Origin of the sequence: Streptomyces sp. NPDC050548 (assembly GCF_044457385.1) — a bacterium.
In the GTDB taxonomy this organism is placed as follows: Bacteria; Actinomycetota; Actinomycetes; order Streptomycetales; family Streptomycetaceae; genus Streptomyces.
On sequence record NZ_JBITGV010000001.1, the window covers coordinates 637,425 to 659,483 of the forward strand.

General features: G+C 72.0%; 18 protein-coding genes. 4 read left to right on the plus strand and 14 right to left on the minus strand.

From position 1 onward, the window contains the following. Positions 1 to 9 precede the first annotated feature (9 nt). The 6 genes from ACIBJH_RS03020 to ACIBJH_RS03045 form a co-directional block, all read right to left on the minus strand. Entirely contained in the window at positions 10 to 747 is a 738-nt protein-coding gene (locus tag ACIBJH_RS03020) for a hypothetical protein (protein WP_399115081.1), read from the minus strand. Positions 748 to 890: 143 nt separating this feature from the next. Further along, positions 891 to 1,880 (minus strand): malate dehydrogenase, encoded by a 990-nt coding sequence (locus tag ACIBJH_RS03025; protein ID WP_399115082.1) that lies wholly within the window; start codon positions 1,878 to 1,880, stop codon positions 891 to 893. Between the two features lie 361 nt (positions 1,881 to 2,241). Then, positions 2,242 to 3,432, minus strand: coding sequence for a helix-turn-helix domain-containing protein (locus ACIBJH_RS03030; RefSeq protein ID WP_399115083.1), 1,191 nt, complete (start codon positions 3,430 to 3,432; stop codon positions 2,242 to 2,244). Positions 3,433 to 3,560: 128 nt separating this feature from the next. Continuing rightward, positions 3,561 to 4,013, minus strand: coding sequence for a helix-turn-helix domain-containing protein (locus ACIBJH_RS03035; RefSeq protein ID WP_399115084.1), 453 nt, complete (start codon positions 4,011 to 4,013; stop codon positions 3,561 to 3,563). A 258-nt stretch (positions 4,014 to 4,271) separates the two neighbouring features. Then, the gene (locus tag ACIBJH_RS03040; protein WP_399115085.1) at positions 4,272 to 4,724 is read right to left on the minus strand and encodes a DUF3017 domain-containing protein; all 453 of its coding nucleotides are present in this window, start codon (positions 4,722 to 4,724) and stop codon (positions 4,272 to 4,274) included. A 34-nt stretch (positions 4,725 to 4,758) separates the two neighbouring features. Next, a complete protein-coding gene (locus ACIBJH_RS03045) occupies positions 4,759 to 5,613 on the minus strand; it encodes a bifunctional methylenetetrahydrofolate dehydrogenase/methenyltetrahydrofolate cyclohydrolase (protein ID WP_262056135.1) in 855 nt (284 codons plus the stop codon). A gap of 465 nt (positions 5,614 to 6,078) precedes the next feature. On the opposite strand from ACIBJH_RS03045, the gene ACIBJH_RS03050 reads away from it, so the two are divergent. Together ACIBJH_RS03050 and ACIBJH_RS03055 are read left to right on the plus strand one after the other, a co-directional pair. Beyond that, a complete protein-coding gene (locus tag ACIBJH_RS03050) occupies positions 6,079 to 6,408 on the plus strand; it encodes a hypothetical protein (protein WP_399115086.1) in 330 nt (109 codons plus the stop codon). Between the two features lie 257 nt (positions 6,409 to 6,665). After that, the gene (locus ACIBJH_RS03055) at positions 6,666 to 7,334 is read left to right on the plus strand and encodes an RDD family protein (RefSeq protein ID WP_399115087.1); all 669 of its coding nucleotides are present in this window, start codon (positions 6,666 to 6,668) and stop codon (positions 7,332 to 7,334) included. A 75-nt stretch (positions 7,335 to 7,409) separates the two neighbouring features. On the opposite strand, the gene purH is transcribed toward ACIBJH_RS03055, so the two are convergent. Together purH and purN are read right to left on the minus strand one after the other, a co-directional pair. After that, positions 7,410 to 8,975: a bifunctional phosphoribosylaminoimidazolecarboxamide formyltransferase/IMP cyclohydrolase gene (gene purH / locus ACIBJH_RS03060; protein WP_399115088.1), complete on the minus strand. Its 1,566-nt coding sequence runs from the start codon at positions 8,973 to 8,975 to the stop codon at positions 7,410 to 7,412. Next, a complete protein-coding gene (gene purN, locus ACIBJH_RS03065) occupies positions 8,972 to 9,601 on the minus strand; it encodes a phosphoribosylglycinamide formyltransferase (RefSeq protein ID WP_399115089.1) in 630 nt (209 codons plus the stop codon). Before purN ends, purH begins: the two co-directional genes overlap by 4 nt. Positions 9,602 to 9,878: 277 nt before the next feature. Here purN and ACIBJH_RS03070 point away from each other — a divergent pair, with 277 nt between their 5' ends. Then, on the plus strand, positions 9,879 to 10,673 hold the full coding sequence (locus ACIBJH_RS03070; RefSeq protein WP_399115090.1) for a hypothetical protein: 795 nt from the start codon (positions 9,879 to 9,881) through the stop codon (positions 10,671 to 10,673). 14 nt (positions 10,674 to 10,687) lie between these two features. Here ACIBJH_RS03070 and ACIBJH_RS03075 read toward each other — a convergent pair whose 3' ends face one another. Then, positions 10,688 to 12,418: a DUF6350 family protein gene (locus ACIBJH_RS03075; protein ID WP_399115091.1), complete on the minus strand. Its 1,731-nt coding sequence runs from the start codon at positions 12,416 to 12,418 to the stop codon at positions 10,688 to 10,690. 96 nt (positions 12,419 to 12,514) lie between these two features. On the opposite strand from ACIBJH_RS03075, the gene ACIBJH_RS03080 reads away from it, so the two are divergent. Further along, positions 12,515 to 13,651, plus strand: a complete 1,137-nt coding sequence (locus tag ACIBJH_RS03080) for a helix-turn-helix domain-containing protein (RefSeq protein WP_399115092.1) — start codon at positions 12,515 to 12,517, stop codon at positions 13,649 to 13,651. Between the two features lie 161 nt (positions 13,652 to 13,812). Here ACIBJH_RS03080 and sucD read toward each other — a convergent pair whose 3' ends face one another. The 5 genes from sucD to ACIBJH_RS03105 all read right to left on the minus strand — a co-directional run bounded on the left by sucD (position 13,813) and on the right by ACIBJH_RS03105 (position 21,994). Next, the gene (gene sucD / locus ACIBJH_RS03085; protein ID WP_019066811.1) at positions 13,813 to 14,697 is read right to left on the minus strand and encodes a succinate--CoA ligase subunit alpha; all 885 of its coding nucleotides are present in this window, start codon (positions 14,695 to 14,697) and stop codon (positions 13,813 to 13,815) included. A 21-nt stretch (positions 14,698 to 14,718) separates the two neighbouring features. Further along, positions 14,719 to 15,897 carry an ADP-forming succinate--CoA ligase subunit beta gene (sucC, locus tag ACIBJH_RS03090; RefSeq protein ID WP_399115093.1) on the minus strand — a complete coding sequence of 393 codons (1,179 nt, stop codon included), beginning with the start codon at positions 15,895 to 15,897 and terminating at the stop codon, positions 14,719 to 14,721. A 662-nt stretch (positions 15,898 to 16,559) separates the two neighbouring features. Next, entirely contained in the window at positions 16,560 to 17,429 is an 870-nt protein-coding gene (locus tag ACIBJH_RS03095) for a hypothetical protein (RefSeq protein WP_399115094.1), read from the minus strand. 85 nt (positions 17,430 to 17,514) lie between these two features. Then, positions 17,515 to 18,627 carry a VWA domain-containing protein gene (locus tag ACIBJH_RS03100; RefSeq protein ID WP_399115589.1) on the minus strand — a complete coding sequence of 371 codons (1,113 nt, stop codon included), beginning with the start codon at positions 18,625 to 18,627 and terminating at the stop codon, positions 17,515 to 17,517. A gap of 904 nt (positions 18,628 to 19,531) precedes the next feature. Further along, on the minus strand, positions 19,532 to 21,994 hold the full coding sequence (locus ACIBJH_RS03105) for a DUF5682 family protein (protein ID WP_399115095.1): 2,463 nt from the start codon (positions 21,992 to 21,994) through the stop codon (positions 19,532 to 19,534). Positions 21,995 to 22,059 lie beyond the last annotated feature (65 nt).

Sequence of the window (22,059 nt, forward strand, 5' to 3'; positions counted from 1 at the left end):
TGCCACCGGTCAGCAGTTCGCTCCCGCCGGACAGAAGGAGGCCACCGCCTCGTTGAGCGGGTCCCTGATCAGGGCGGGCGCCACGGACTCCGGGCCGCTGACGTGGATCGCGTAGAGCGAGCCGTCCGCCGCCGCGAAGCGGTGGTCGATCACCCGGCGGGCGCCGTGGTCCAAGTCGTCGTAGCGGTAGGTGAGTTCGGCCCAGGTGGGGCCCGAGGCGCGGCCGAGGACCCGGTAGCCGGGCTGTCGGGCGAAGCCGTAGCCGGGGGCGCGCTCGGCGAGGTCCAGGGACGCGGCCGGGGAGTGCTCGGAGACGCGGAAGATCTGCAGGCGGCGGGTGCCGTCCGGGGAGCCGTAGGAGATCACCGGGGCCTTGGCGCCCTGCCGTTGGGCGCGGGTCCAGTCCCGGGGGATCTCGACGGTGTAGCCGGTGGGGTCCTGGGTGGTGCGGTAGGCGGACCGGGCCGCGGTCGCCTGGTCGTGAGCGGCGGTGCGGTCCTGAGTGACGTACCAGAAGCCGCCGCCGGCGCCCGCGCCCAGCACGACCGCGGCGACGACCGCGAGGACCACCCACCGGACCCGACGGTGGGGAGCGGGAACCCGAGCCGGGACGGGAACCGGCGGCGACACCCACGGCGGCGGGGTCAGTGAGGTCTGCGTCTCCGCCGTCGACCACGCCGACCAGACCGCCTGGCCGCTCTCCTCGCTCGGCCCGCGTCGCGCCCCGAAGTCGTCCCAACCGCTCATCACGAACCCCCCGAATCACCGCACCACGTACTGCTTCAGAAGTTAGCGGCGGAAAAGGGAACGGGCCCCGCTCCGGTGGAGAACCGGAACAGGGCCCGTGCAAGCCCGTGACAGAGCCGTGGCGAACGGCCCCTCGGGGTGGCTCAGATGAGGCCGAGGGCGCGGACCGCGTCGCGCTCCTCCTCCAGCTCCTTCACCGACGCGTCGATGCGGGCGCGGGAGAACTCGTTGATGTCCAGGCCCTGGACGATCTCGTAGACGCCGTCCTTGGTGGTGACCGGGAAGGAGGAGATGAGGCCCTCCGGGACGCCGTAGGAGCCGTCCGAGGGGATGCCCATGGAGGTCCAGTCGCCGTCCGCCGTGCCGTTGACCCACGTGTGGACGTGGTCGATGGCGGCGTTCGCGGCGGAGGCCGCCGAGGACGCGCCGCGGGCCTCGATGATCGCGGCGCCGCGCTTGGCGACGGTCGGGATGAACTCCTCGGCCAGCCACTTCTCGTCGTTCACGGTCTCGGCGGCGTTCTTGCCGGCGACCGTGGCGTGGAAGATGTCGGGGTACTGGGTGGCGGAGTGGTTGCCCCAGATGGTCAGGCGCTTGATGTCGGCGACCGTGGTGCCCGTCTTCTTCGCGAGCTGGGTCAGCGCGCGGTTGTGGTCGAGGCGGGTCATCGCGGTGAAGCGGTCGGCCGGTACGTCCGGGGCGGCGGCCTGCGCGATGAGCGCGTTGGTGTTGGCCGGGTTGCCGACGACGAGGACCTTGATGTCGTCCGCGGCGTTGTCGTTGATGGCCTTGCCCTGCGGCTTGAAGATGCCGCCGTTGGCGGAGAGCAGGTCGCCGCGCTCCATGCCCTTGGTGCGGGGGCGGGCGCCGACGAGGAGGGCGACGTTGGTGCCGTCGAAGGCGACGTTCGGGTCGTCCGTGATGTCGATGCCCTGGAGCAGCGGGAACGCGGAGTCGTCGAGCTCCATCGCGGTGCCCTCGGCGGCCTTGAGCGCCGGGGTGATCTCCAGGAGACGCAGCCGGACCGGCACGTCCGCGCCGAGCAGCTGGCCGGAGGCGATGCGGAAGAGCAGGGCGTAACCGATCTGGCCGGCCGCGCCGGTGACGGTGACGTTCACGGGAGTGCGGGTCATGGCGTTCTCCGTATGACAGCTGGCGGTGGGGCGGCACTGCCCCGGGGTGCGGGACGTACAAATGATCGATCTCTTGGCGTCAAGAGATCCACCGGTCAGGCTATCGCGCATCCGGGATCGCGTACTGCCGGGTCCGTGTGGCCCGCCCCACAGCGTCGGGCCCGGGGTACGACAAGGCGGCCGTCAGCACCCGCCCCAGGACACGGAAAAGGCGGCCGTCCGGCTCGGGAGAGGAATACCGGACGACCGCCGTGGGGGGTACCGGGGGTCCGGACTCCCGTGGGGGTGATGACCGCCTGCCCCGATCCTGGGCGACCATTCCCCACGTTCACCGAATCCCCACATACGCGCCCTGTGTGCCCTAGGTCGTGCACCCCTTCTGCCCGGACGCGAGCGTCACGCAGGCCTTCGCCTCGCCCGCGTCCGTCACCGCGACCATCGGGGTGTAGGCGATGTTGTCACCGGCCGCCGTGATGCTGTCGCTCTCCTTGACGGTCCCCGCGCTCACCCGCACGGAGTCCCCCGGGACACCCGCGGTGATCCGGCCCCAGGCGGCGCCGCAGGTCTTGCTGTAGCGAACCTCGACGACGGTCGTGCCGACGGTCGCGGTCTTGGCGGTCGTCGCCGCGCCCGCGTCCGTGGTGCAGCCCATCGCCTCGGCGTCCTTGCCGGTGCAGCCCGCGCCCGCGCACTTCACTCCGGCCGGCAGGTCGGGGTTCGTGCTGACGGACGGCGAGGCCGAGGTGTGCGTGGCGGTCGCCTTCCCGTCCCCGCCGCCGTGGCGGGTGAACAGGAACACGGCCGCGATCACGACCAGCACCCCCACGACCCCGGCGCCGAACATCAGCAACCGCCGCCTGGCACCGGCCAGTCCGTCCGGCGGCCCCGGCCGGGGCGCCCGCGGCAGTTCGCCGTGCGGCACCGGAGTCTCCGGCACCCGCCCGGCCCCCGGCCGCACAGCCGCGCCACCGGACTGCCCGGGCCCGGACGTGGGCCCCGCGTACCCGGCCACCCCCCACGAGTTGCCGACCTGCGAGGCACCTTCCCGTACGTCGGGCTCGGGTGCCGCCGGCTGCGGCGGCACCGTCGGGGACACTCCCGCCGGGTCCGCGACCCCCGGGGTCGCGGTGACACTGCCGCCCTTGCGGGCCGTCTTGCCGCCGTCGGCTTTCCCGCCCTCGGCCTTGCCGCTCGGGGCCTTGCCGCTCTGCGCGTTGGCCGGAGGCGCCCCGAACTCGCCGAGCGCGGCGCGCGCCTGGGAGATCCGCATCGCCTCCATGGTCATGTCGTGCCGCATCTCCGAACGGCTCCAGGCCCGCTCGGCCAGCTCCCACATCGTGGTCAGATGGACGGGATGGGTGCCGGTGACCTCCGCGAGGGCGACGATCGCACCCTTCGGCGCGAGGAGCCGGCCGTTGAGATAGCGGTCCCAGGACGTCTTGCTGTAGCCCGTGCGGTCGGCCACCGCCGCCACGCTCAGGCCGCTGCGGTCCACGAGCCGCCGCAACTGGCTCGCGAACTCCTTGACCTGCGGATCGAGTTCATCCGGCAAGGCCCTCCAACGAGGCATTGCTTTCCCCCCTCTGCCCTGAATTGCCCACGCTAACGCGGTTGTTGGTCGAGTTCGTTGCAAATCCGCAAACTTGTCAATACATCGACACACCGGACACATACCGACGTTCACCCGAGCACGACGGCTCCCGCGACGGCCATGAGAAGCATCAGAAACAACAGCACCAGCGCGTACCGGAGCAGCCGCCCACCGGGCCCGCGATCCCCCTTCTCGGGCGGTGTGTCCCACCAGGGCAGGGTCGGATCGTCCCGGTACTCGTCCCCGCCCGCCGCCCGCTCCGGGACGGCGACCGGTCGGGGCCAGGCCTGGACCGCCAACTCCCAGCGCACACCGATGCGTTCGGGATCGGCACCCGCGATCCGGCACAGGGCGAGCACGGCCTGCCGGGGCGGGGGCTGGCCTGCGTTGAGATAGCGGTGCCAGGAGGACTTGCTGTACGCGGTGCGCGCGCCGAGCGCCACCAGGCTCAGTCCGGTGCGGTCCTTGAGGAGGCGCAGCTGCTCCACGAAGTGCCGTACCTCCGCCGGCAGATCGTCCGGCAGCGGCTGCCAGCCGCTCATCGCTCCCCCACCGCCCGCCCGCTCGCCAGCCCGCCCCACTTGCCCGTTCCGAGCGAAATGACGACACCGGAAGGGGAACGGTTCCCTCGTCGCGGCGGAGTGCGGAGCGCGTAGCGAAACGGTCACCTCCGTGCCACAGCGCGCTGACAGCCGTTGAACAGCCCGCTCATGGCGCGGCACGCTGAAACACAGACGGCGGCGCGTCCCTGCTCGGGGGAGGGGACGGGCCGCCGTCGTGTGTCGTGAACCGACCGGCTGTCAGCTGGTGTTGACCGTGTAGTGCAGCGTGTCCTTGAGGAACGGGATCACCAGCCACGGCTTGGGCTGCGCCATCATCGCCAGCAGGACGATCGCGAGGCCGAGCACGCAGTAGGTGAGGACGTCGGTGAAGCGGGAGCGGACGGCGAGCATGCCGACGTCCGGCAGCACCCAGCGCAGGACGGCGCCGGCCAGCAGGGCGGCGCCGATGAGCAGGGTGCCGTAGCGGAAGACGTCGAAGGCGGTCAGCAGGAGGCCGAGGCCGACCGTGCCGAGCACCGCGAGGATCGGCCACTGGCGGGCCGGGGCCGGGGCGGCGCCGGACGCGGCCCGGCCGCCGCCCTCGGGGCGGGCGGTGTCCCGGGTGAAGAGGGGGAAGCGGCGGGTGGTGCGGCGCGGGACGCCGTCGGCGTCGGGGGCGCTGACGGGGTCCGTCACCTCGATGTCGTCCACGGCGTCCGCCCCTTTGCTCGCCGGTTCCCTGCTGTCAGGCGACACTGCGCTCCGCCGCCTCGACCACGTTGACGAGCAGCTGGGCGCGGGTCATCGGGCCGACTCCGCCGGGGTTCGGGGAGATGAAGCCGGCGACCTCGGCGACGCCCGGGTGGACGTCGCCCACGATCTTGCCGTCGGCGTTCCGGGAGACCCCGACGTCGAGGACGGCGGCGCCCGGCTTCACGTCCTCGGGCCGGATCAGGTGGGCGGAACCGGCGGCGGCGACGATGATGTCGGCGCGCTTGAGGTGGGAGGAGAGGTCACGGGTGCCGGTGTGGCACTGGGTCACCGTCGCGTTCTCGCTGCGCCGGGTGAGCAGGAGGGGCATCGGGCGGCCGATGGTGACACCCCGTCCGACGACCACGACCTCGGCGCCCTTGATCTCCACGCCGTAGCGGCGCAGCAGGGTCAGCACACCGTTCGGCGTGCAGGGCAGCGGGGCGGGCTCGTTGAGGACGAGGCGGCCGAGGTTCATCGGGTGCAGGCCGTCGGCGTCCTTGTCCGGGTCCATGAGTTCCAGGATGCGGTTCTCGTCGATGCCCTTGGGGAGCGGGAGTTGGACGATGTAGCCGGTGCAGGCCGGGTCCTCGTTGAGTTCCCGGACGACCGCCTCGATCTCCTCCTGCGTTGCGGTGGCGGGCAGTTCGCGCTGGATGGAGGCGATGCCCACCTGCGCGCAGTCCCGGTGCTTTCCGGCGACGTACTTCTGGCTGCCGGGGTCGTCCCCGACCAGGATCGTGCCGAGGCCGGGCGTGACGCCCTTCTCCTTCAGCGCCGCCACGCGGGCGGTCAGATCGGACTTGATCGCGGCTGCGGTGGCCTTGCCATCGAGAATCTGGGCGGTCATGACCCCATCCTCGCGGATGACCGGGCCCCGATTCCAATCAGCCGCCTCCAGAACCATGGGGACACAGTGCCGCGTGCAGTACCGGGGGAACGCAGCGCGTCCGTACCATCCGCACCATCCGCTTGATGAACAGGGCTTTCCTCCCGTCGGTGCCGCACGCCGTCCCCGCACTCGTACGAGGCAGACGGAGGAGAGACGCCATGAGTTTCGGCGACCCGAACAACCCGTATCCGTATGGACAGCCGCCCCCGCCACCCCAGTAGCCCCCGACCGCTCCCGGCTACACCTACGGATATCCCCAGCAACAGCCGTACGCCGGCTACGGCTACCCGGGCGGCGCGATGACGCCCGCGCCGTCGATGCCCGGGCTGCTCATGACGGCCCGCGTCTTCCTGTTTCATCATCTCCGCGCCACAGATACTGGCCGGTCTGGCCTGGATCTACGTCGGGGCCTTCGTCAGCGATATGACGGACGACGCCACCTCCGTGGTCCCGCTGAAGTCGGTCGACGACGCCCGTCACGCGGTGGCCGCGGTACTGGTGTTCATCGGACTCGTCAGCCTCGGCTTCGCCGCCCTGTCCATCACACTGGGCGGCCAGGGCATCCGCGTGACCACGGTGGTCTACGGCGCGCTCGGCACGCTCGTCGGCTTCGTCTTCCTGATCTTCGCTCTCGACAGCGGACCGGCCGCGGCGGTCCTCTACGCGCTGCTGTGGGTCGGTTTCGGCGTGGTCATCACGGCTGCCCCGATGGCCCCCGGCGGAACGGCCTGGTTCGCGCGCCCGCGCCACTGAGAAGAGCCGGCGCTTCCGAGAAGAGCCCGAGAAAAGCAAGCGAACACATTCGGTCGCCATCGCTTGCCAAACGAAATTGATGTTTCGCTTACACAACACATGAGGATTCCAACTGGACAAAAAGTGATCACCCCCACGAACATGAACGGCGCAGTACCGCGGTTCATGTTCGGGGGGAAAACCGCTCAAGCAACGACGTTCCTCCGCGCAACCCGCATCGTCCCCAGCTGAGACAGTGCACACGGAGGAATCTCGCCATGAGCTTCGGCGATCCGAACAACCCCTACGGGCAGCCCCAGAACGCCCAGCAGGGCCAGCCCGGTTACGGCTATCCCCAGCAGCCCCCGCAGCAGGGCTACGGCTATCCGCAGGGCGGCCAGCCCGGCTACGGCTTCCCCCAGCAGCCCGGCTACCCGGGCGGCCCCGGCATGCCCGGCGCCCCGCGCATAGCCTCGATGGGCCGGCGCCTGGGCGCCCGCCTGATCGACGTGCTGATCGTCAGCGTCGTCTACTTCGTGCTCTCCCTGGCGGGTGTCGCCGGCTCGATCAGCGCCATCAGCGACTGCGACCCGAACGCCGCCGACTACCAGTCCTGCGTGAACGACGCGGCCAGTCACGTGGTGGCCGCGGCCGGCGCGGTCATCGGCGCCCTGACGATCTGCAGCCTGCTCTACGAGTGGCTGATGATCGGTCTGATCGGCGCGACCCTGGGCAAGATGGCCGTCGGCGTCCGCGTGGTGAAGGCCGACACGGGCCAGAAGCCGGGCCTGGGCTCGTCGATCATCCGCTGGGTCATCCCGGTGGTCGGCAGCTTCGCCTGCGGCATCGGCGAGCTGGTCGTCTTCCTGTCCCCGTTCTGGGACAAGTCCGGCCGCCAGCAGGGCTGGCACGACAAGGCCGCGGGCACGATGGTCATCCAGAACTGACGGTCCCCATACGGCTCAGGGCCGTGCCACCCGACGAAACGGGGGCACGGCCCTGAGCCGTATCAGCGGGCGACCTCAGTGGAAGAAGTGCCGCGTCCCCGTGAAGTACATCGTGACGCCCGCCTTCTTCGCGGCCTCGATGCTCAGCTCGTCGCGGATCGAACCGCCGGGCTGAACGATGGCCTTGACGCCGGCGGCGCTCAGGACGTCGATGTTGTCCGGGAACGGGAAGTACGCGTCCGAGGCCGCGTAGGAGCCTCGCGCCCGCTCCTCGCCCGCCCGCTCGATCGCGAGCTTGCAGGAGTCGACCCGGTTGACCTGCCCCATGCCGACGCCGACCGAGGCACCGTCCTTGGCCAGCAGGATCGCGTTGGACTTCACCGCGCGGCAGGCCTTCCAGGCGAACGCGAGGTCGGCCAGCTCGGACTCGGAGAGCGCCTCGCCCGTCGCCAGCGTCCAGTTGGCCGGGTCGTCGCCGTCGGCCTGGAGCCGGTCGGTGACCTGGAGCAGCGCCCCGCCGTCGATCGCCTTGAACTCGACCGCGTTCGACGGACCGCCCGGGGCCTTCAGCACGCGGATGTTCTTCTTCTTGGCGAGGGCTTCGAGCGCGCCCTCCTCGTAGTCCGGCGCGACGATGACCTCGGTGAAGATCTCGGCGACCTGTTCGGCCAGTTCCTTGCTGACCGGCCGGTTGACGGCGATCACCCCGCCGAACGCCGACAGCGGGTCACACGCGTGCGCCTTGCGGTGCGCCTCGGCGACGTCCGAACCGATCGCGATCCCGCAGGGGTTGGCGTGCTTGATGATCGCGACACAGGGCTCGGCGTGGTCGTAGGCGGCACGGCGCGCGGCGTCCGTGTCCGTGTAGTTGTTGTACGACATCTCCTTGCCGTGCAGCTGCTCGGCCTTGGCGAGGCCGCCGCCCGAGGCGTCGACGTAGAGCGCGGCCGGCTGGTGCGGGTTCTCGCCGTAGCGCAGGGTGTTCTCGCGCTCCCAGGTGCCGCCGAGGAAGTCGGGGAACTGTGAGTCGTCGACCGGCGCGTACGCGCTCGCGAACCAGCTGGCCACCGCCACGTCGTACGACGCCGTGTGCTGGAAGGCCTCCGCGGCGAGCCGCTTGCGGGTGGTGAGGTCGAAGCCGCCGTTCTGTACGGCGTTCAGGACGTCGGCGTAGCGGGCCGGGCTGGTGACCACGGCGACCGACGGGTGGTTCTTGGCGGCGGCGCGGACCATCGACGGGCCGCCGATGTCGATCTGCTCGACGCACTCGTCGGGAGAGGCGCCCGAGGCGACGGTCTCCCGGAACGGGTACAGGTTGACGACCACCAGGTCGAAGGGGGCCACGCCCAGCTCGTCGAGCTGCTGACGGTGGCTCTCAAGACGCAGGTCGGCGAGGATGCCGGCGTGCACCTTGGGGTGCAGGGTCTTGACCCGGCCGTCCAGGCACTCGGGGAAACCGGTCAGCTCCTCGACCTTGGTGACCGGGACACCGGCGGCGGCGATACGGCCGGCCGTGGAGCCCGTGGAGACGAGTTCGACGCCCGCCTCGTGCAGGCCGCGCGCCAGCTCTTCGAGGCCTGTCTTGTCGTAGACGCTGACGAGCGCCCGTCGGATGGCTCGCTTGTTGCTCTCGGCGGTCACTGGATAACTACCTTTCGTCCCTCGATGCGATAGCCGTTGCGGGCCAGCCGCCCCACGACATCGACGAGCAGCCTTCGCTCGACTTCCTTGATGCGCTCGTGCAGAGCGCTCTCGTCGTCCTCGTCCCGGATCTCGACCACGCCCTGAGCGATGATCGGCCCGGTGTCGACGCCGTCGTCGACGAAGTGGACGGTGCAGCCGGTGACCCGGGCGCCGTACGCGAGCGCGTCCCGTACGCCGTGGGCCCCCGGAAAACTGGGCAGCAGGGCGGGGTGCGTGTTCACGACCCGGCCGCCGAAGAGGGCGAGGAACTCCTTGCCCACGATCTTCATGAACCCGGCCGACACGATCAGGTCGGGCTCGTACGCCGCGGTCGCCGCCGCGAGCGCCGCGTCCCACTCCTCGCGGGTCGCGAAGTCCTTGACCCGGCACACGAAGGTGGGCAGCCCGGCGCGCTCGGCGCGGGCCAGGCCCTCGATGCCCTCGCGGTCCGCGCCCACGGCCACGATCTCGGCTCCGTACGCCTGATCGCCCTCGGTCGCGATGGCGTCGAGCAGCGCCTGCAGATTCGTACCGGAACCGGAGACCAGCACGACAAGGCGCTTGGCCACGGGCTTGGCGGCCACGGCGGGGCCCTTTCTCGGGGGAGCGGGGTGCGTGCGGTCGGCCCGGTTCGTGCATTCATACGAATGCTTCGCGCCCCGGGATACGGGGAAGTCTACGAAGCGGCCGACCGTCAGCAACGATACCGGCACACCGGACAGCCCCCACGGGACGGGGGCGTGGCCGGAAGGTAGCGTCTGGGGAGAGCGGGTTCGGGAACGCGGTTGTCGTGCGACGCGTTCACGAAGTGACAGCTCATGTCGGAGAGACGTATCCAACAAGGGGAAAGACGCTCACTTGATGCCGGACCGCAGTCCCCGACTCCTCACGTTCCCCCCGCAGTCGTTGCAGGGCGGGGAGCGCGGCACCGTGCTGCTCCGGGAGCGGCCCTCGTCGCCGCCCGACGCGCCCTCGGAGGGACGGAGCGGTGCGGGTCAGGACGACAATCCGTTCGCCCCGCCGCCCGAGGGCACCCCGGACCGGCCGTGGCAGCCCCGGCGCCCGGAGGGTCGTGACGGCGACGACTCCTCGCAGGGTGACGGCGGCGGTCGTTCGCCGTGGGGCAGTCAGTGGAGCGACCGGCAGCCCGGGCGCTCCCAGGGCGGCTTCGGCGACCGGCCCGGCGGACAGAGCGGACCGGGCGGCGGTTCCGAGGGCCCGAACAGCGGCCCCGGCCCCGGCCAGGGCATGCGCTGGGACCCCACGGACCCGGCCCAGCGCCGCGCCCGCTACGCCCTGCTGAGCGGCATGTGGGCCTTCTTCTTCGCCCTCTTCAGCTGGCCGTACGTGGCCCTGCTGCTCGGTGCGCTGGCCCTCTACTGGGGCGGCAGCGCCCTGCGCGCCAAGCCCCGCACCTCCGACCCGGACACCCCGGCCGCACCCGAGGCACCGGGCCGCCCCCAGACGACGGCGGCGGTGAGCGGCCTGGTCACCGCGTCCCTCGCCATCGCCCTGGTCGCCGCGATGTTCGTCGCGCAGCTGGCCTACAAGGACTTCTACACCTGCACGAACGACGCCCTCACGAACGAGGCGAAGCAGTCCTGCAACCAGCTGCTGCCGAAGGATCTGCGGGGCTTGCTGGGCACCGCCAACTGACCTGCCTCACCGGGTCATTGGGTTTCCGACGGCTCCTCCGGCTCGGGCGGAGTCGACGCCTCCCTCAGGACCGCCCAGCGGGCCTCGCGGGAGGCGTTGTCGTACCAGGGGGTCGGCGAGGGCTCCCGCGGGACATCGGCGGGCAGGAAGTCGTACGGGTCGAACGTCGGGTCGTGGTCGTAGGCGATGTACGGCTGGTCGACGGGGAGCGGGAGCGTCGGCGCCGCCTTCTTCCGTCCACGCGTGAGCCAACCCCGGGCGGCGGTGAACGACTTCAGGAACCGGCGTCCCGTCGTAAGGTCCGACGCCTTCTCCGCCTCCGCCTCTGCCTCTCCCGCACCGTCCCGCGGCTTCCCGATCGCCGGCTTCAGGGCCTTGGGTTCCCGCAGTCGCCAGGCCCGCAGCCCCATCGCCGTGGGCACCGCGACCACCGCGAGCCACCCCAGCGCCGCGGCTCCGGTCTGCCACCACACCGGCCCGAACCGGGCGAGCGCGACACCCCCGAGCGGGCCGCCCGACAACTCCGCGAACAGCGCCAGCGCTACGGCGCACAGGGCGGCGGCGAGCAGCGCGGTGGCGGCGGTACGGCCCTGCGGCCAGGGTGTCGACGCCGGACCTCCTGTGCCCCCTGATTTCGCCAACCGGCCCTCGCCGTCGGCCCGTTGCCCCACCGCGACCCGCGCCACGAACCACCCGACCATCACCCCGGCGGCCAACGGCACCAGTCCCGCCAGCCAGTTCAGCGGGGTTCCGGTGCCCGCGTCCGGGACCGCCGCGAGAAGCGGGAACGGCGGGAGCAGGGGCGCCGGGGCCGAGTTGAGAGGGTCCACCGTGTGGTGGGTGCCGAGCGCGAAACCGGGGCCGAGGGCGTAGGCCGCCGACCAGACCGCCGCGTTCGGGATCAGCGCGAGGCAGAGCAACAGGACCGCGAACCGGCCCGACAGAGCCTCCGTCAGCCGCAGGAACGACGTCTGCGCCGCGCCGCCGTGCCACACCAGGGACGCCGTGAGCAGCAGCGCGCCGCCCCCGACGAACACCGCCGTGCCGACACCGGCGGCGCGCGCCGCGGTGCCGATCCGGTCCCGGGACTCGCGGGCCTCCGGACCGAGAACGAGCCGCCGCAGCCCGGCGGGCAGCAGGACCAGCACGCTCAACACGGGTTCGCGCGGGCGCCCGTACGCCGTCCACACGCCGGAACCGGCCGCGCCCGCCACGAGCAGCGGCAGGCAGACCGCCGTCCAGCTCCAGGAGGGGGAGAGTTCGCCGCCGGACGCGTAGAGCGCGGCTGCGGTGCCGACGGCGAGGTAGCCGAGGGCGACGCCGGTCCAGGCGGTGCGGGCCGGGACCGGCGGGATGTCGGTGGCGGTCTCGTCGTCTCCCCCGCCCAGCACCGCGTCCCGGGCCGCCCGGTGCAGCAGCCGGACCGGCAGGACGAGAAGGAGCAGCGGGGTCACGCCTACGGGGGCGGGGATTCCGGAGAGGGTGTCGGTGCGGACCAGTTCGACGCCGTGCGCGAGGAGCCAGAGCGCGGCGGCCATGTGCAGGGCGCCGCCGGGTCCGCTGTCGGGGTACGGCGAGCTGATCCACAGCACCATCACGAGCACGGCGAACGAACCGAGACCGAGCCCCGCCGCGACCGCGCCACCCAAGAGGCTGGCGGCCAGTCCGGGGGATCGGTCGCGCATCCGGGTGAGGAGGGGCGACAACGACGGTCGGCGGTGGGTCATCGGCATCACGACCGCCATGCTCCCAACGACACGCGCTTTCTCGTCGTAACAGGCGAACCCCCGAAGTGTCGCCCAATATACATTTATGTACTTTTTCGTACGAAGGGGCCCCCGGTGACGCAGACCCCTGCAACCCCGCTCCCGCCGCCCAAGGAACGCCGACGGCTGCGCGAGGCCGCCTCCCTGACGCAGGCTCAGCTCGCCACGCGGGTCGGCGTCAGCCGCGAGACGGTGCGCGCGTGGGAGACCGGCCGCACCTCACCACGCGGCCGGAAACGGGAGGCGTACGCGAAATTGCTCGACGAGCTGGCCCAGGACAACCTCGCAGTGGAAGAGGCAGAGGTGGATGTAGCCGAGGTGGAGGAGATTCAACCGGAGTCTCCTCACGCCGACATCGTCGTGGTCGAGATCCCCGTACCGCATACGGATGCGGCGCCGGATCCGGCGCCCGCCCCCCTGACCCCCGCTCAGGCCTTCGACGCGCTCTACGCGTTCTGCGCGCCCTCCCTCGTACGGCAGACCTATCTGCTGACCGGGCGGCGCGAGTTGGCGCGGGAGTCCGTCGAGCGCGCCTTCCAGACGGCGTGGCAGCGCTGGCCCGAGGTCGCGGTCGACCGCGACCCGGCCGGCTGGGTGCGGTCGGTGGCGTACGAGTACGCCCTCTCCCCCTGGCACCGCTTCCGCCCCAGATACCGCCACCCGGAACCCCCACCCCCGGCCCCCGCCGACCGCGCCCTGCTCACCGCGCTCCTGAAACTCCCCCCGTCGTACCGCCGGACCCTCCTGCTCTACGACGGTGTCGGGCTCGGTCTCGCGGAGATGGCGGCGGAGACGGAGGCGAGCACGCCGGCCGCGGCGAACCGGCTGCTGCACGCGCGCGAGGCGATCGCGGCGCAGCTCCCCGACTTGTCCGACCCGGCCGAACTGCACCGTCGGCTGACCGAACTGGCCTCCACGGGGCGGCTGCACGCGGCCAAGCCGCCGGTGGTTCGTTTCGTCGGTGAACGCCGAACCGTGTTCTGGACCCGAGCGGCGATCGCGTTCACCGTCACCATCATCGGCGCGACGACGCTCACGGTGCGGACGGCGCCCACGCACTATGAGCCGCCGGTGCCGTTGGGGCAGCGGGTGGAGGGGGTGCCGGAGCGGGTGGTGCAGGGTTCTTTGTCCGAGGAGGAAGTGCGGCTCCGGGATCGTTTGCGGACCGGGATGACCGCTGGGCCCGAACGGCTGCTTCCGTTGAGTCGATAGGTGCGGCCCGGTGGGGGCTGGTCGCGCAGTTCCCCGCGCCCCTGAAGAACTCCGGCCCGCTGTCTCTTTTAGGGGCGCGGAGAACTGCGCGACCAGCCACAACGCACCGATGGGCCCGCTCCAACCCACGGAGCGGGCCCATCGACGTGCGGCTGAGAAACTCAGCCCGCCAGAATCTCGCGCGCGAGCTTCGCCGTCTCCGTCGGCGTCTTGCCGACCTTGACGCCGGCGGCCTCAAGGGCCTCCTTCTTCGCGGCAGCCGTACCGGAGGAACCGGAGACGATGGCACCGGCGTGGCCCATCGTCTTGCCCTCGGGCGCGGTGAAGCCGGCGACGTAACCGACGACCGGCTTGGTCACGTTCTTCGCGATGAAGTCCGCGGCCCGCTCCTCCGCGTCGCCACCGATCTCACCGATCATCACGATCAGGTCGGTGTCGGGGTCGGCCTCGAACGCGGCGAGCGCGTCGATGTGCGTGGTGCCGATGACCGGGTCGCCACCGATGCCGACGGCGGACGAGAAGCCGATGTCACGCAGCTCGTACATCATCTGGTACGTCAGCGTGCCGGACTTCGAGACCAGACCGATACGGCCCGGCTTGGTGATGTCGCCCGGGATGATGCCGGCGTTGGACTGGCCCGGGGTGATGAGACCGGGGCAGTTCGGGCCGATGATCCGGGTCTTGTTGCCCTTCGCGACCGCGTACGCGTAGAACGCGGCCGAGTCGTGGACGGCGATGCCCTCGGTGATGACCACCGCGAGCGGGATCTCCGCGTCGATCGCCTCGACGACGGCGGCCTTGGAGAAGGCCGGCGGTACGAAGAGGACGGATACGTTCGCGCCCGTCTTCTCGATCGCCTCGGCGACCGTGCCGAAGACCGGGATCTCGGTGCCGTCGACGTCGACGGACGTGCCGGCCTTACGGGGGTTGACGCCACCGACGATGTTGGTGCCGTCCGCCAGCATGAGCTTGGTGTGCTTCATGCCCGTGGAGCCGGTCATGCCCTGGACGATGACCTTGCTGTCCTTGGTGAGGAAGATAGCCATGGCTGTTTTGTCCCTCGTCCCTTACTTCGCAGCCGCGAGCTCGGCGGCCTTGTCGGCCGCGCCGTCCATGGTGTCCACGCGCTGGACCAGCGGGTGGTTGGCGTCGGAGAGGATCTTGCGACCCAGCTCGGCGTTGTTGCCGTCGAGGCGGACGACGAGGGGCTTGGTGACTTCCTCGCCCCTGTCCGCGAGCAGCTGCAGCGCCTGCACGATGCCGTTGGCGACCTCGTCGCACGCGGTGATGCCACCGAAGACGTTGACGAAGACCGACTTGACGTCGGGGTCGCCCAGGATGATCTCCAGGCCGTTCGCCATCACGGCCGCGGACGCGCCGCCGCCGATGTCGAGGAAGTTGGCCGGCTTCACGCCGCCGTGGTTCTCACCGGCGTACGCGACGACGTCCAGGGTGCTCATGACGAGACCCGCGCCGTTGCCGATGATGCCGACCTCGCCGTCGAGCTTGACGTAGTTGAGGTTCTTCGCCTTGGCGGCGGCCTCAAGCGGGTTGGCGGCGGCGTGGTCGATCAGCGCCTCGTGCTCCGGCTGGCGGAACTCGGCGTTCTCGTCCAGCGAGACCTTGCCGTCGAGGGCGATGACACGGCCGTCGGCGACCTTCGCGAGGGGGTTGACCTCGACGAGGAGGGCGTCCTCCTTGACGAAGGTGTCCCACAGCGTCACCAGGATCTCGGCGACCTGCTCGGCGACGTCGGCCGGGAACTTCGCCTGCGCGACGATCTCACGGGCCTTCTCGATGCTCACGCCCTCGTTGGCGTTGACCGGGACCTTCGCGAGCGCCTCGGGGTTCTCCTCCGCGACGACCTCGATCTCCACGCCGCCCTGGACGGACGCCATGGCGAGGAAGGTGCGGTTGGTGCGGTCGAGGAGGTACGAGACGTAGTACTCCTCGACGATCTCGGGCGCGGTCTCGGCGATCATCACCTTGTGGACCGTGTGGCCCTTGATGTCCATGCCGAGGATGTCCGTCGCACGCGCGACGGCCTCGTCCGGGGTGGCGGCGAGCTTCACGCCACCCGCCTTGCCACGGCCGCCGACCTTCACCTGGGCCTTGACGACGGACTTGCCACCGAGACGCTCTGTGGCTGCGCGGGCCGCCTCAGGCGTGTCGATGACTTCACCGGCCAGCACCGGTACATCGTGCTTGGCGAAGAGGTCCCTCGCCTGATACTCGAACAGGTCCACGCGCTTCCGTCCTCAGTGATCTCGCGGTTCGTTGGATGCGTGGGCGTGCCGCGAAGGGCAACGTGACGTCCGCTGTCACAAGGGAGGCGCACACGGTGACCGAGCGCGCGGCATGTCCGTCTCGCAGGTTATCGCTGCTTGCAGGGGGCCCCTAAATCGAGGGTCACACCTGAGCGGTGATACCTGTCACATGATGCCGGGATCCGTGACACGGAGTGCCGCGGACGGGGCTTACGGGCGGTCGCTCAGGCGGGTCGTCCCGGGCTGGGTCCCGCCGGGTTGGGGCTGGCCCGGCGGGACCCCATACCGCGAGGCGCGCCCCCGGACAGACCGACGGCATTCGGCCGTCCGGGGTCACTGCCTCACGGAGTCTGTTACTCCCAGTGCCGGACGGCCCGGGTGCGCACGATGTGTCCTGGGCGTGCCGCGCGTGCGGCACATGCGGCACGTGCGGCACGTGCGCCTTGGATGGCCGCGGCGGCCCTGACCCGGGACCCTCGCGGGACGGAGACCACGGCATCGACGAGACGTCGCCGGACTTCGGCCGGGGTGATGTCGGTGTTCTGGTTCATACGGGTGCTCATGCGTACGTCGTTCCTCAGGCATCGCGAAAAGGGGGCATGGCGACGTTCCGGGCAGCTCAACTGCCGGAAAAGGCCTGCCTAGCCTGGGAAGACGGGAACGTCCCGGTACCTGTCCCGGGTCTCCGCCGCGTCCACACCCTCGGCGACACCGCGCACGAACCGCACGACCACCCTGTGGCCCGACGTCACGGCCTGCGCGTCACAGTGCCGCGCCCCACCGCCGTCCACCGCCTGCTGATCGCGCGGGGCGCCGTCCGGGTCACCGCCGGGTGCCTGGTGCGCCGGGGCGCGCCTGACGGACGGCGCATGACGTACGCCCGCATGCCCTGCGGCGCCGACCTCATCGGCGCCGGCGGCGACGCGCGGCCCGTACGTCACGCCTGTGCCTACGACCGCCTCGGCGGGCCTCGCATCCGAACGATGCCGATCACCCGAAGGCTGCGGGGCCGACCGGACGGGCGCAGGCACCGCCACCGGCGCGGTGTGCGCCGGAGGCTCCTGGACCGGGGGCACGGGCTGACTCGGCACTACGGGGACCGAGGGCAAAGGGGGCAGCGAGGGCAAGGTGGGCAGCGAGGGCAACGAAGGCGCCTCGGCCAACACCGCGGTCACCGTCTTCGTCACCACGTCGCTCACGGGCCGCACGACCCGCTCCACGGTGTCCGAGACCGGAGCCAGTACCGGAGCGACGACAGGCGCCTGAACCTGAAGCGGAACCGCCTTCACCGCCGAAGCCACCGGAGCCACCGGAGCCACCACCGGAATCCCCGGCCTGCCGAGACTCACCGGCGTGCCCAGAACCCCGTCCGCCGCCTGTGCCTGTCCCCCGCACAGCAACCCGAGCGCGCACAACCCGCCCACCAGCAGAGCCAGTTGCAGCACACGCCGCCCAACCGCCGTACGCAGCACGCGCAGGGCGGCACCGGACAGTGCGGCGGGCCAGATCATGAGGCGACGATCCTTGCACGGGCGGTTCGGAGACGCACAACCCCCCTGTCCCACAAGCCCGTTCGTCACCACCGATGCCGGTTCGTCAGGCGGTGTCCGGTATCGGCAGCGGCCGCTTCTCGATCGCCGCCGCCATCACCTCCGGGAACAGGTCGGGCGTACAGGCGAAGGCCGGCGCCCCCAACGCGGCCAGCGCGGCGGCGTGTTCGCGGTCGTACGCCGGTGCCCCCTCGTCGGACAGCGCGAGCAGCGTCACGAACTGCACCCCCGACGCCTTCATCGCCGCGACCCGCTTGAGCATCTCGTTCCGTATCCCCCCTTCGTAGAGGTCGCTGATCAGCACGACCACCGTCTCCGCGGGCCGGGTGATCTGCGACTGGCAGTACGCGAGCGCCCTGTTGATGTCCGTACCGCCGCCGAGCTGGGTCCCGAAGAGCACGTCCACCGGGTCGTCGAGCTGGTCGGTGAGGTCGACGACCGCCGTGTCGAAGACGACGAGCCGGGTGTCGATCGACCGCATGGACGCCAGCACCGCCCCGAACACGGAGGCGTAGACGACGGACGCGGCCATCGACCCGGACTGGTCGATACAGAGGACGACCTCCTTCTTCACGGACTGGGAGGCCCGCCCGTATCCGATCAGCCGCTCCGGCACGATCGTCCGGTACTCGGGCAGGTAGTGCTTGAGGTTGGCCGCGATCGTGCGGTTCCAGTCGATGTCGTGGTGGCGCGGCCGGTTGATACGGGCGCTGCGGTCGAGGGCGCCGGTGAGGGTGGCCCGGGTGCGGGTGGCGAGCCGCTTCTCCAGGTCCTCGACGACCTTGCGCACCACCATCCGTGCCGTCTCCTTCGTGGTCTCCGGCATCGCCTTGTTGAGGGAGAGCAGCGTGCCGACCAGGTGCACGTCGGCCTCGACCGCTTCCAGCATCTCCGGTTCGAGCAGCAGCGCGGACAGCCCGAGCCGGTCGATGGCGTCGCGCTGCATCACCTGGACGACGGAGGAGGGGAAGTACGTCCGGATGTCCCCGAGCCAGCGCGCGACGGACGGCGCCGACACCCCGAGCCCCGCCGAACGGTCCTTCCCCGCCCGCTCCTTGTCCCCCCTGCCGTACAGCGCGGCCAACGCCCCGTCCATCGCGGCGTCCCGCCCGGACAACGCACACCCGGTGCCATCGGCCGCGTCACCCCCGAGCACCATCCGCCACCGCCGCAACCGCTCCTCCCCGGGGTCCACGCCCCCACCGACGGCGCCCGCCCCGGCCACGCCGTTCACGGTCGCCGCCACCGCGCCGGCCACGCCGTTCGCCGTCGTCGCCACAGCGGCGGCCGCCCCGACCACCCCGTTCACCGCCACCGCGCCGGCCTCCCCGGCCGACCCGCTCGCGGTCACCGCACCGGCCTTCCCGGCCGACCCGTTCGCCGTCACCGCCCTCGTGTCGGCCGCGCCGGTTACCGCGTTCGCGGTCAGCGCCCTTGCGTCGGCCACCCCGGCCACCCCATTCGCGGTCACCGCCCTCGCACCGGCCACCCCGGCCACCCCCTGCACCCCGTGCACCGCCACCGCGCCGGCCTTCCCCGCCGACCCGCTCGCCGCCCTCGCCCCGTCCACCCCAGCCACCCCATTCGCAGCCACCACCGCGCCAGCCTTCCCCGCCGACCCGCTCGCCACCACCACCGCCACCGCGTCAGCCGCCCCAGCCACCCCATTCGCGGTCACCGCCCTCGCGCCGGCCACCCCGTGCACCACCACCGCGCCAGCCTTCCCAGCCGACCCGTTTGCCGCCACCGCCCCCGCGTCGGCCACCCCGGCGACCCCGCTCGCGGTCACCGCCCTCGCCCCGGCCGTCCCAGCCACCCCGCTCGCAGCCGCCACCGCGCCGGCCGCCCCCGCCGGCTCGCCCACCGTCGTCCCCGTCGCACCGGTCGCCGTCATCCGCGCACCCCGTCCCGCAGTCCTTCCCACAACGGGACGACCCGCACGACAGTCGCGGGACGATCCTCCGTCCGACGCCCGACACCCGCCGCGGTCCGCCGTCCGGCACCCGCCGGCTGAGCCCGCTCCCCCGGCCTCCTCGTGCCCTGCCTACCGCTGCTCGCCGTCATCATCCCGCCACCCCCACAAGCTCGTTGTCGCTGTTCCCCACCAAGTCGTCCAGCCCCAGCAGCAGCCGCAGCACCGGCACCACCGCGTCCGCCCGCCCGGCGTCCGACTCCGCGCCGAACCCGGATATCCCGACCGCCGCCGCCACCGCCCCCGTCTGTTTTCCGGGCCCCCGCCGGACCAGCTCGCCGAGCGTTCTGCGCACCCCCGGCTCGTACGCCGAGAACGTGCGCCGCAGCAACGGCAGTACGTCCGTGAACGCCTCCGCCGTCACTCCGGTCAGCCATGCGTCCACCAGCCCGAGCAGCCGCTCGTCGTGCACGAGGAGCAGCCCGCCCCCGGCGCCGACGAAGCCCTCGATCCACGCCGCCGCGTCCGACGGCGGTGTCCCGGGCGAGAGCACCAGCCCCATCAGCCGGGCCGCCTCGTCCGGCCCCAACTCCCCACCGTCCAGCAGAAGTCGTACGGCCCGCCCCCGGATGACGCCCGGCACGGTGTCCCGCGCGGAGAGCGTCCGAAGCACCGCACGCCAGCGACGACGCAGGTCGCCGTGGCCGAGGGCCGAGGTGGGGGTGGGGGCTTCCTCGTGCCCCGGCGCGGAGGCATCGCCGCTCCCGGCCTCCGCGGGCTTACCCCTCCCTGCCCCACCGCCGGCATCCCCCAGCAGTCCCACCGCCCCGTGCACCGCGTCCACATGGCGTCGCATCTCCTCGGCCGCGTCCGCGTCGAGGGCCGTGCAGGCCGGGGGCAGGCCGACGAAGATCCGCTCGGCGAGGCCCGCGGCGACCTCCGTCAGCGCGCCGGTGTCGGTGCCGCGTACGTCGCCGTAGCGCAGCGAACGGACCAGGGCGGGCAGCGCCTGGGCGAGGTGGCCGACGTCCGTGTCGAGGGCGGCGCGGTCGGCGAGGATCCGCATCACCACGGGGAGCGCGTCCGGCAGCTCGGCCAGCAGGCAGTGCTCGGCGAGTGCGGTGACGTCGGCGAGGCTCTGCGCCCCGATCGCGTCGGCCTCCGCCTTTGCGGTCGCCGCGGCGAGCACGGTCGTGCCCCAGACCCCCGCCTCGGCGACCCGCACCGTCAGCTCCGGTTCCCAGCGCAGCCGCCACGTCTCCCGGAACGTACCCGTGCTGCCCCGAGAGGCGACCGGCTCGCCCCACTCGACCGACAGCAGCCGCAGCCTGTGCAGCAGTCTGCTGCGCGCCGCGTCGGTCTCCTTGCGCAGGTCGAGCTCCAACTCCCGCTCCAGCGCCTCCGGTTTGAGCCGCAGGCTGCGCTGCTGCCGGTCGAGGTCGCGCTGCAGCGGCACGGCCGGGGCGCCCGCCGGCACCTCGCCCAGCACATCCCCGACGACGAGCCGGTCGCGCACCAGGGACAACGGGACGTCCGAGCCCTCGCACATCACCGCGCGGACCGCGTCGGTGGTCTCGCCGAGCCCCGCCAGGGGACGGCCCCGCATCACCGCGAGGGTCTCCGCCAGCCGTACCGCCTCGATGACATGGGCCGGGGAGACGATGCGGTCCTCCTCCCGCAGCAGCCCCGCGACCTTGGTCATCCACCGCTCGACGGGCCGGTCCGGCACGGCGAAGAGATGGCCGTACCAGCCCGGCGAGTCGATGCCCGCGCCGTACCCGCCGGCCCGCGACAGCCGGCGGTGTGTCCACGGCACCCAGGTCAGCTCCGCCTTGACCTTGGGCAGTCCCTTCAGCAGGGCGCGGTCCGCGGCGACAGCCGTCCGCTGCCGGAGCGCGGGCACATGCCAGGCCCCGCACACCACGGCCACCCCGTCCTCGAACTCCCGCTGTGCCGCGCGCAGTTGGAGCCGCATGTACGCCTCGCGCACCAGGTCCCGGTCGTGCCCGCCGGCCCCGTACGTCTCGCGCAGCGCCCCCATGGCCTCCTCCAGCGCGGTGAACGGCGCGAACGGGTCCCGGTCCCCCGCACCCCGGTGCTCTACGACGTCCTCCCACCAGCGCTCGGGGTCGTCGTACCCCGCGGTCTCGGCGAGCACGGCGAGGGGATCGACCCGGATGTCCGGGCCGGAGGGTGTGCCGGGGGCGGGCGGGTCCGGCTGCCGCTTCTCGCTCGTGGGCTCGTTCTCGGCGTCCGGTGTTTCCGAGGTGTCCTTCTCTTCCCTCCCCCACGCCAGCGTGTGCGTGGCCGGAAGGTCGATGAAACGGGCCGGTACCCCGTGCTCCAGGGCCCAGCGGATCGCGACCCATTCCGGGGAGAACTCGGCCAGTGGCCAGAAGGCCGAACGGCCGGGCTCGTCGACGGCGTGGGCGAGGAGCGCGACCGGCGGTCGCATGTCCTCGTCGGCGGCCAGCGGAATCAGCGCGTCGGCCTCGGGCGGCCCCTCGATCAGTACGACCCGCGGCCGGGCCGCCGCCAGCGCCGCCCGCACGGCCCGCGCCGAACCGGGCCCGTGATGCCGCACCCCGAGCAACAGCGGCTCAGTTCCGGTCACTTCGTCCCCCTCCCTTCCGCGTCCAGCACCAAGTGGAGTCCTCGTCGACGGTTCCCCTGGCCGCG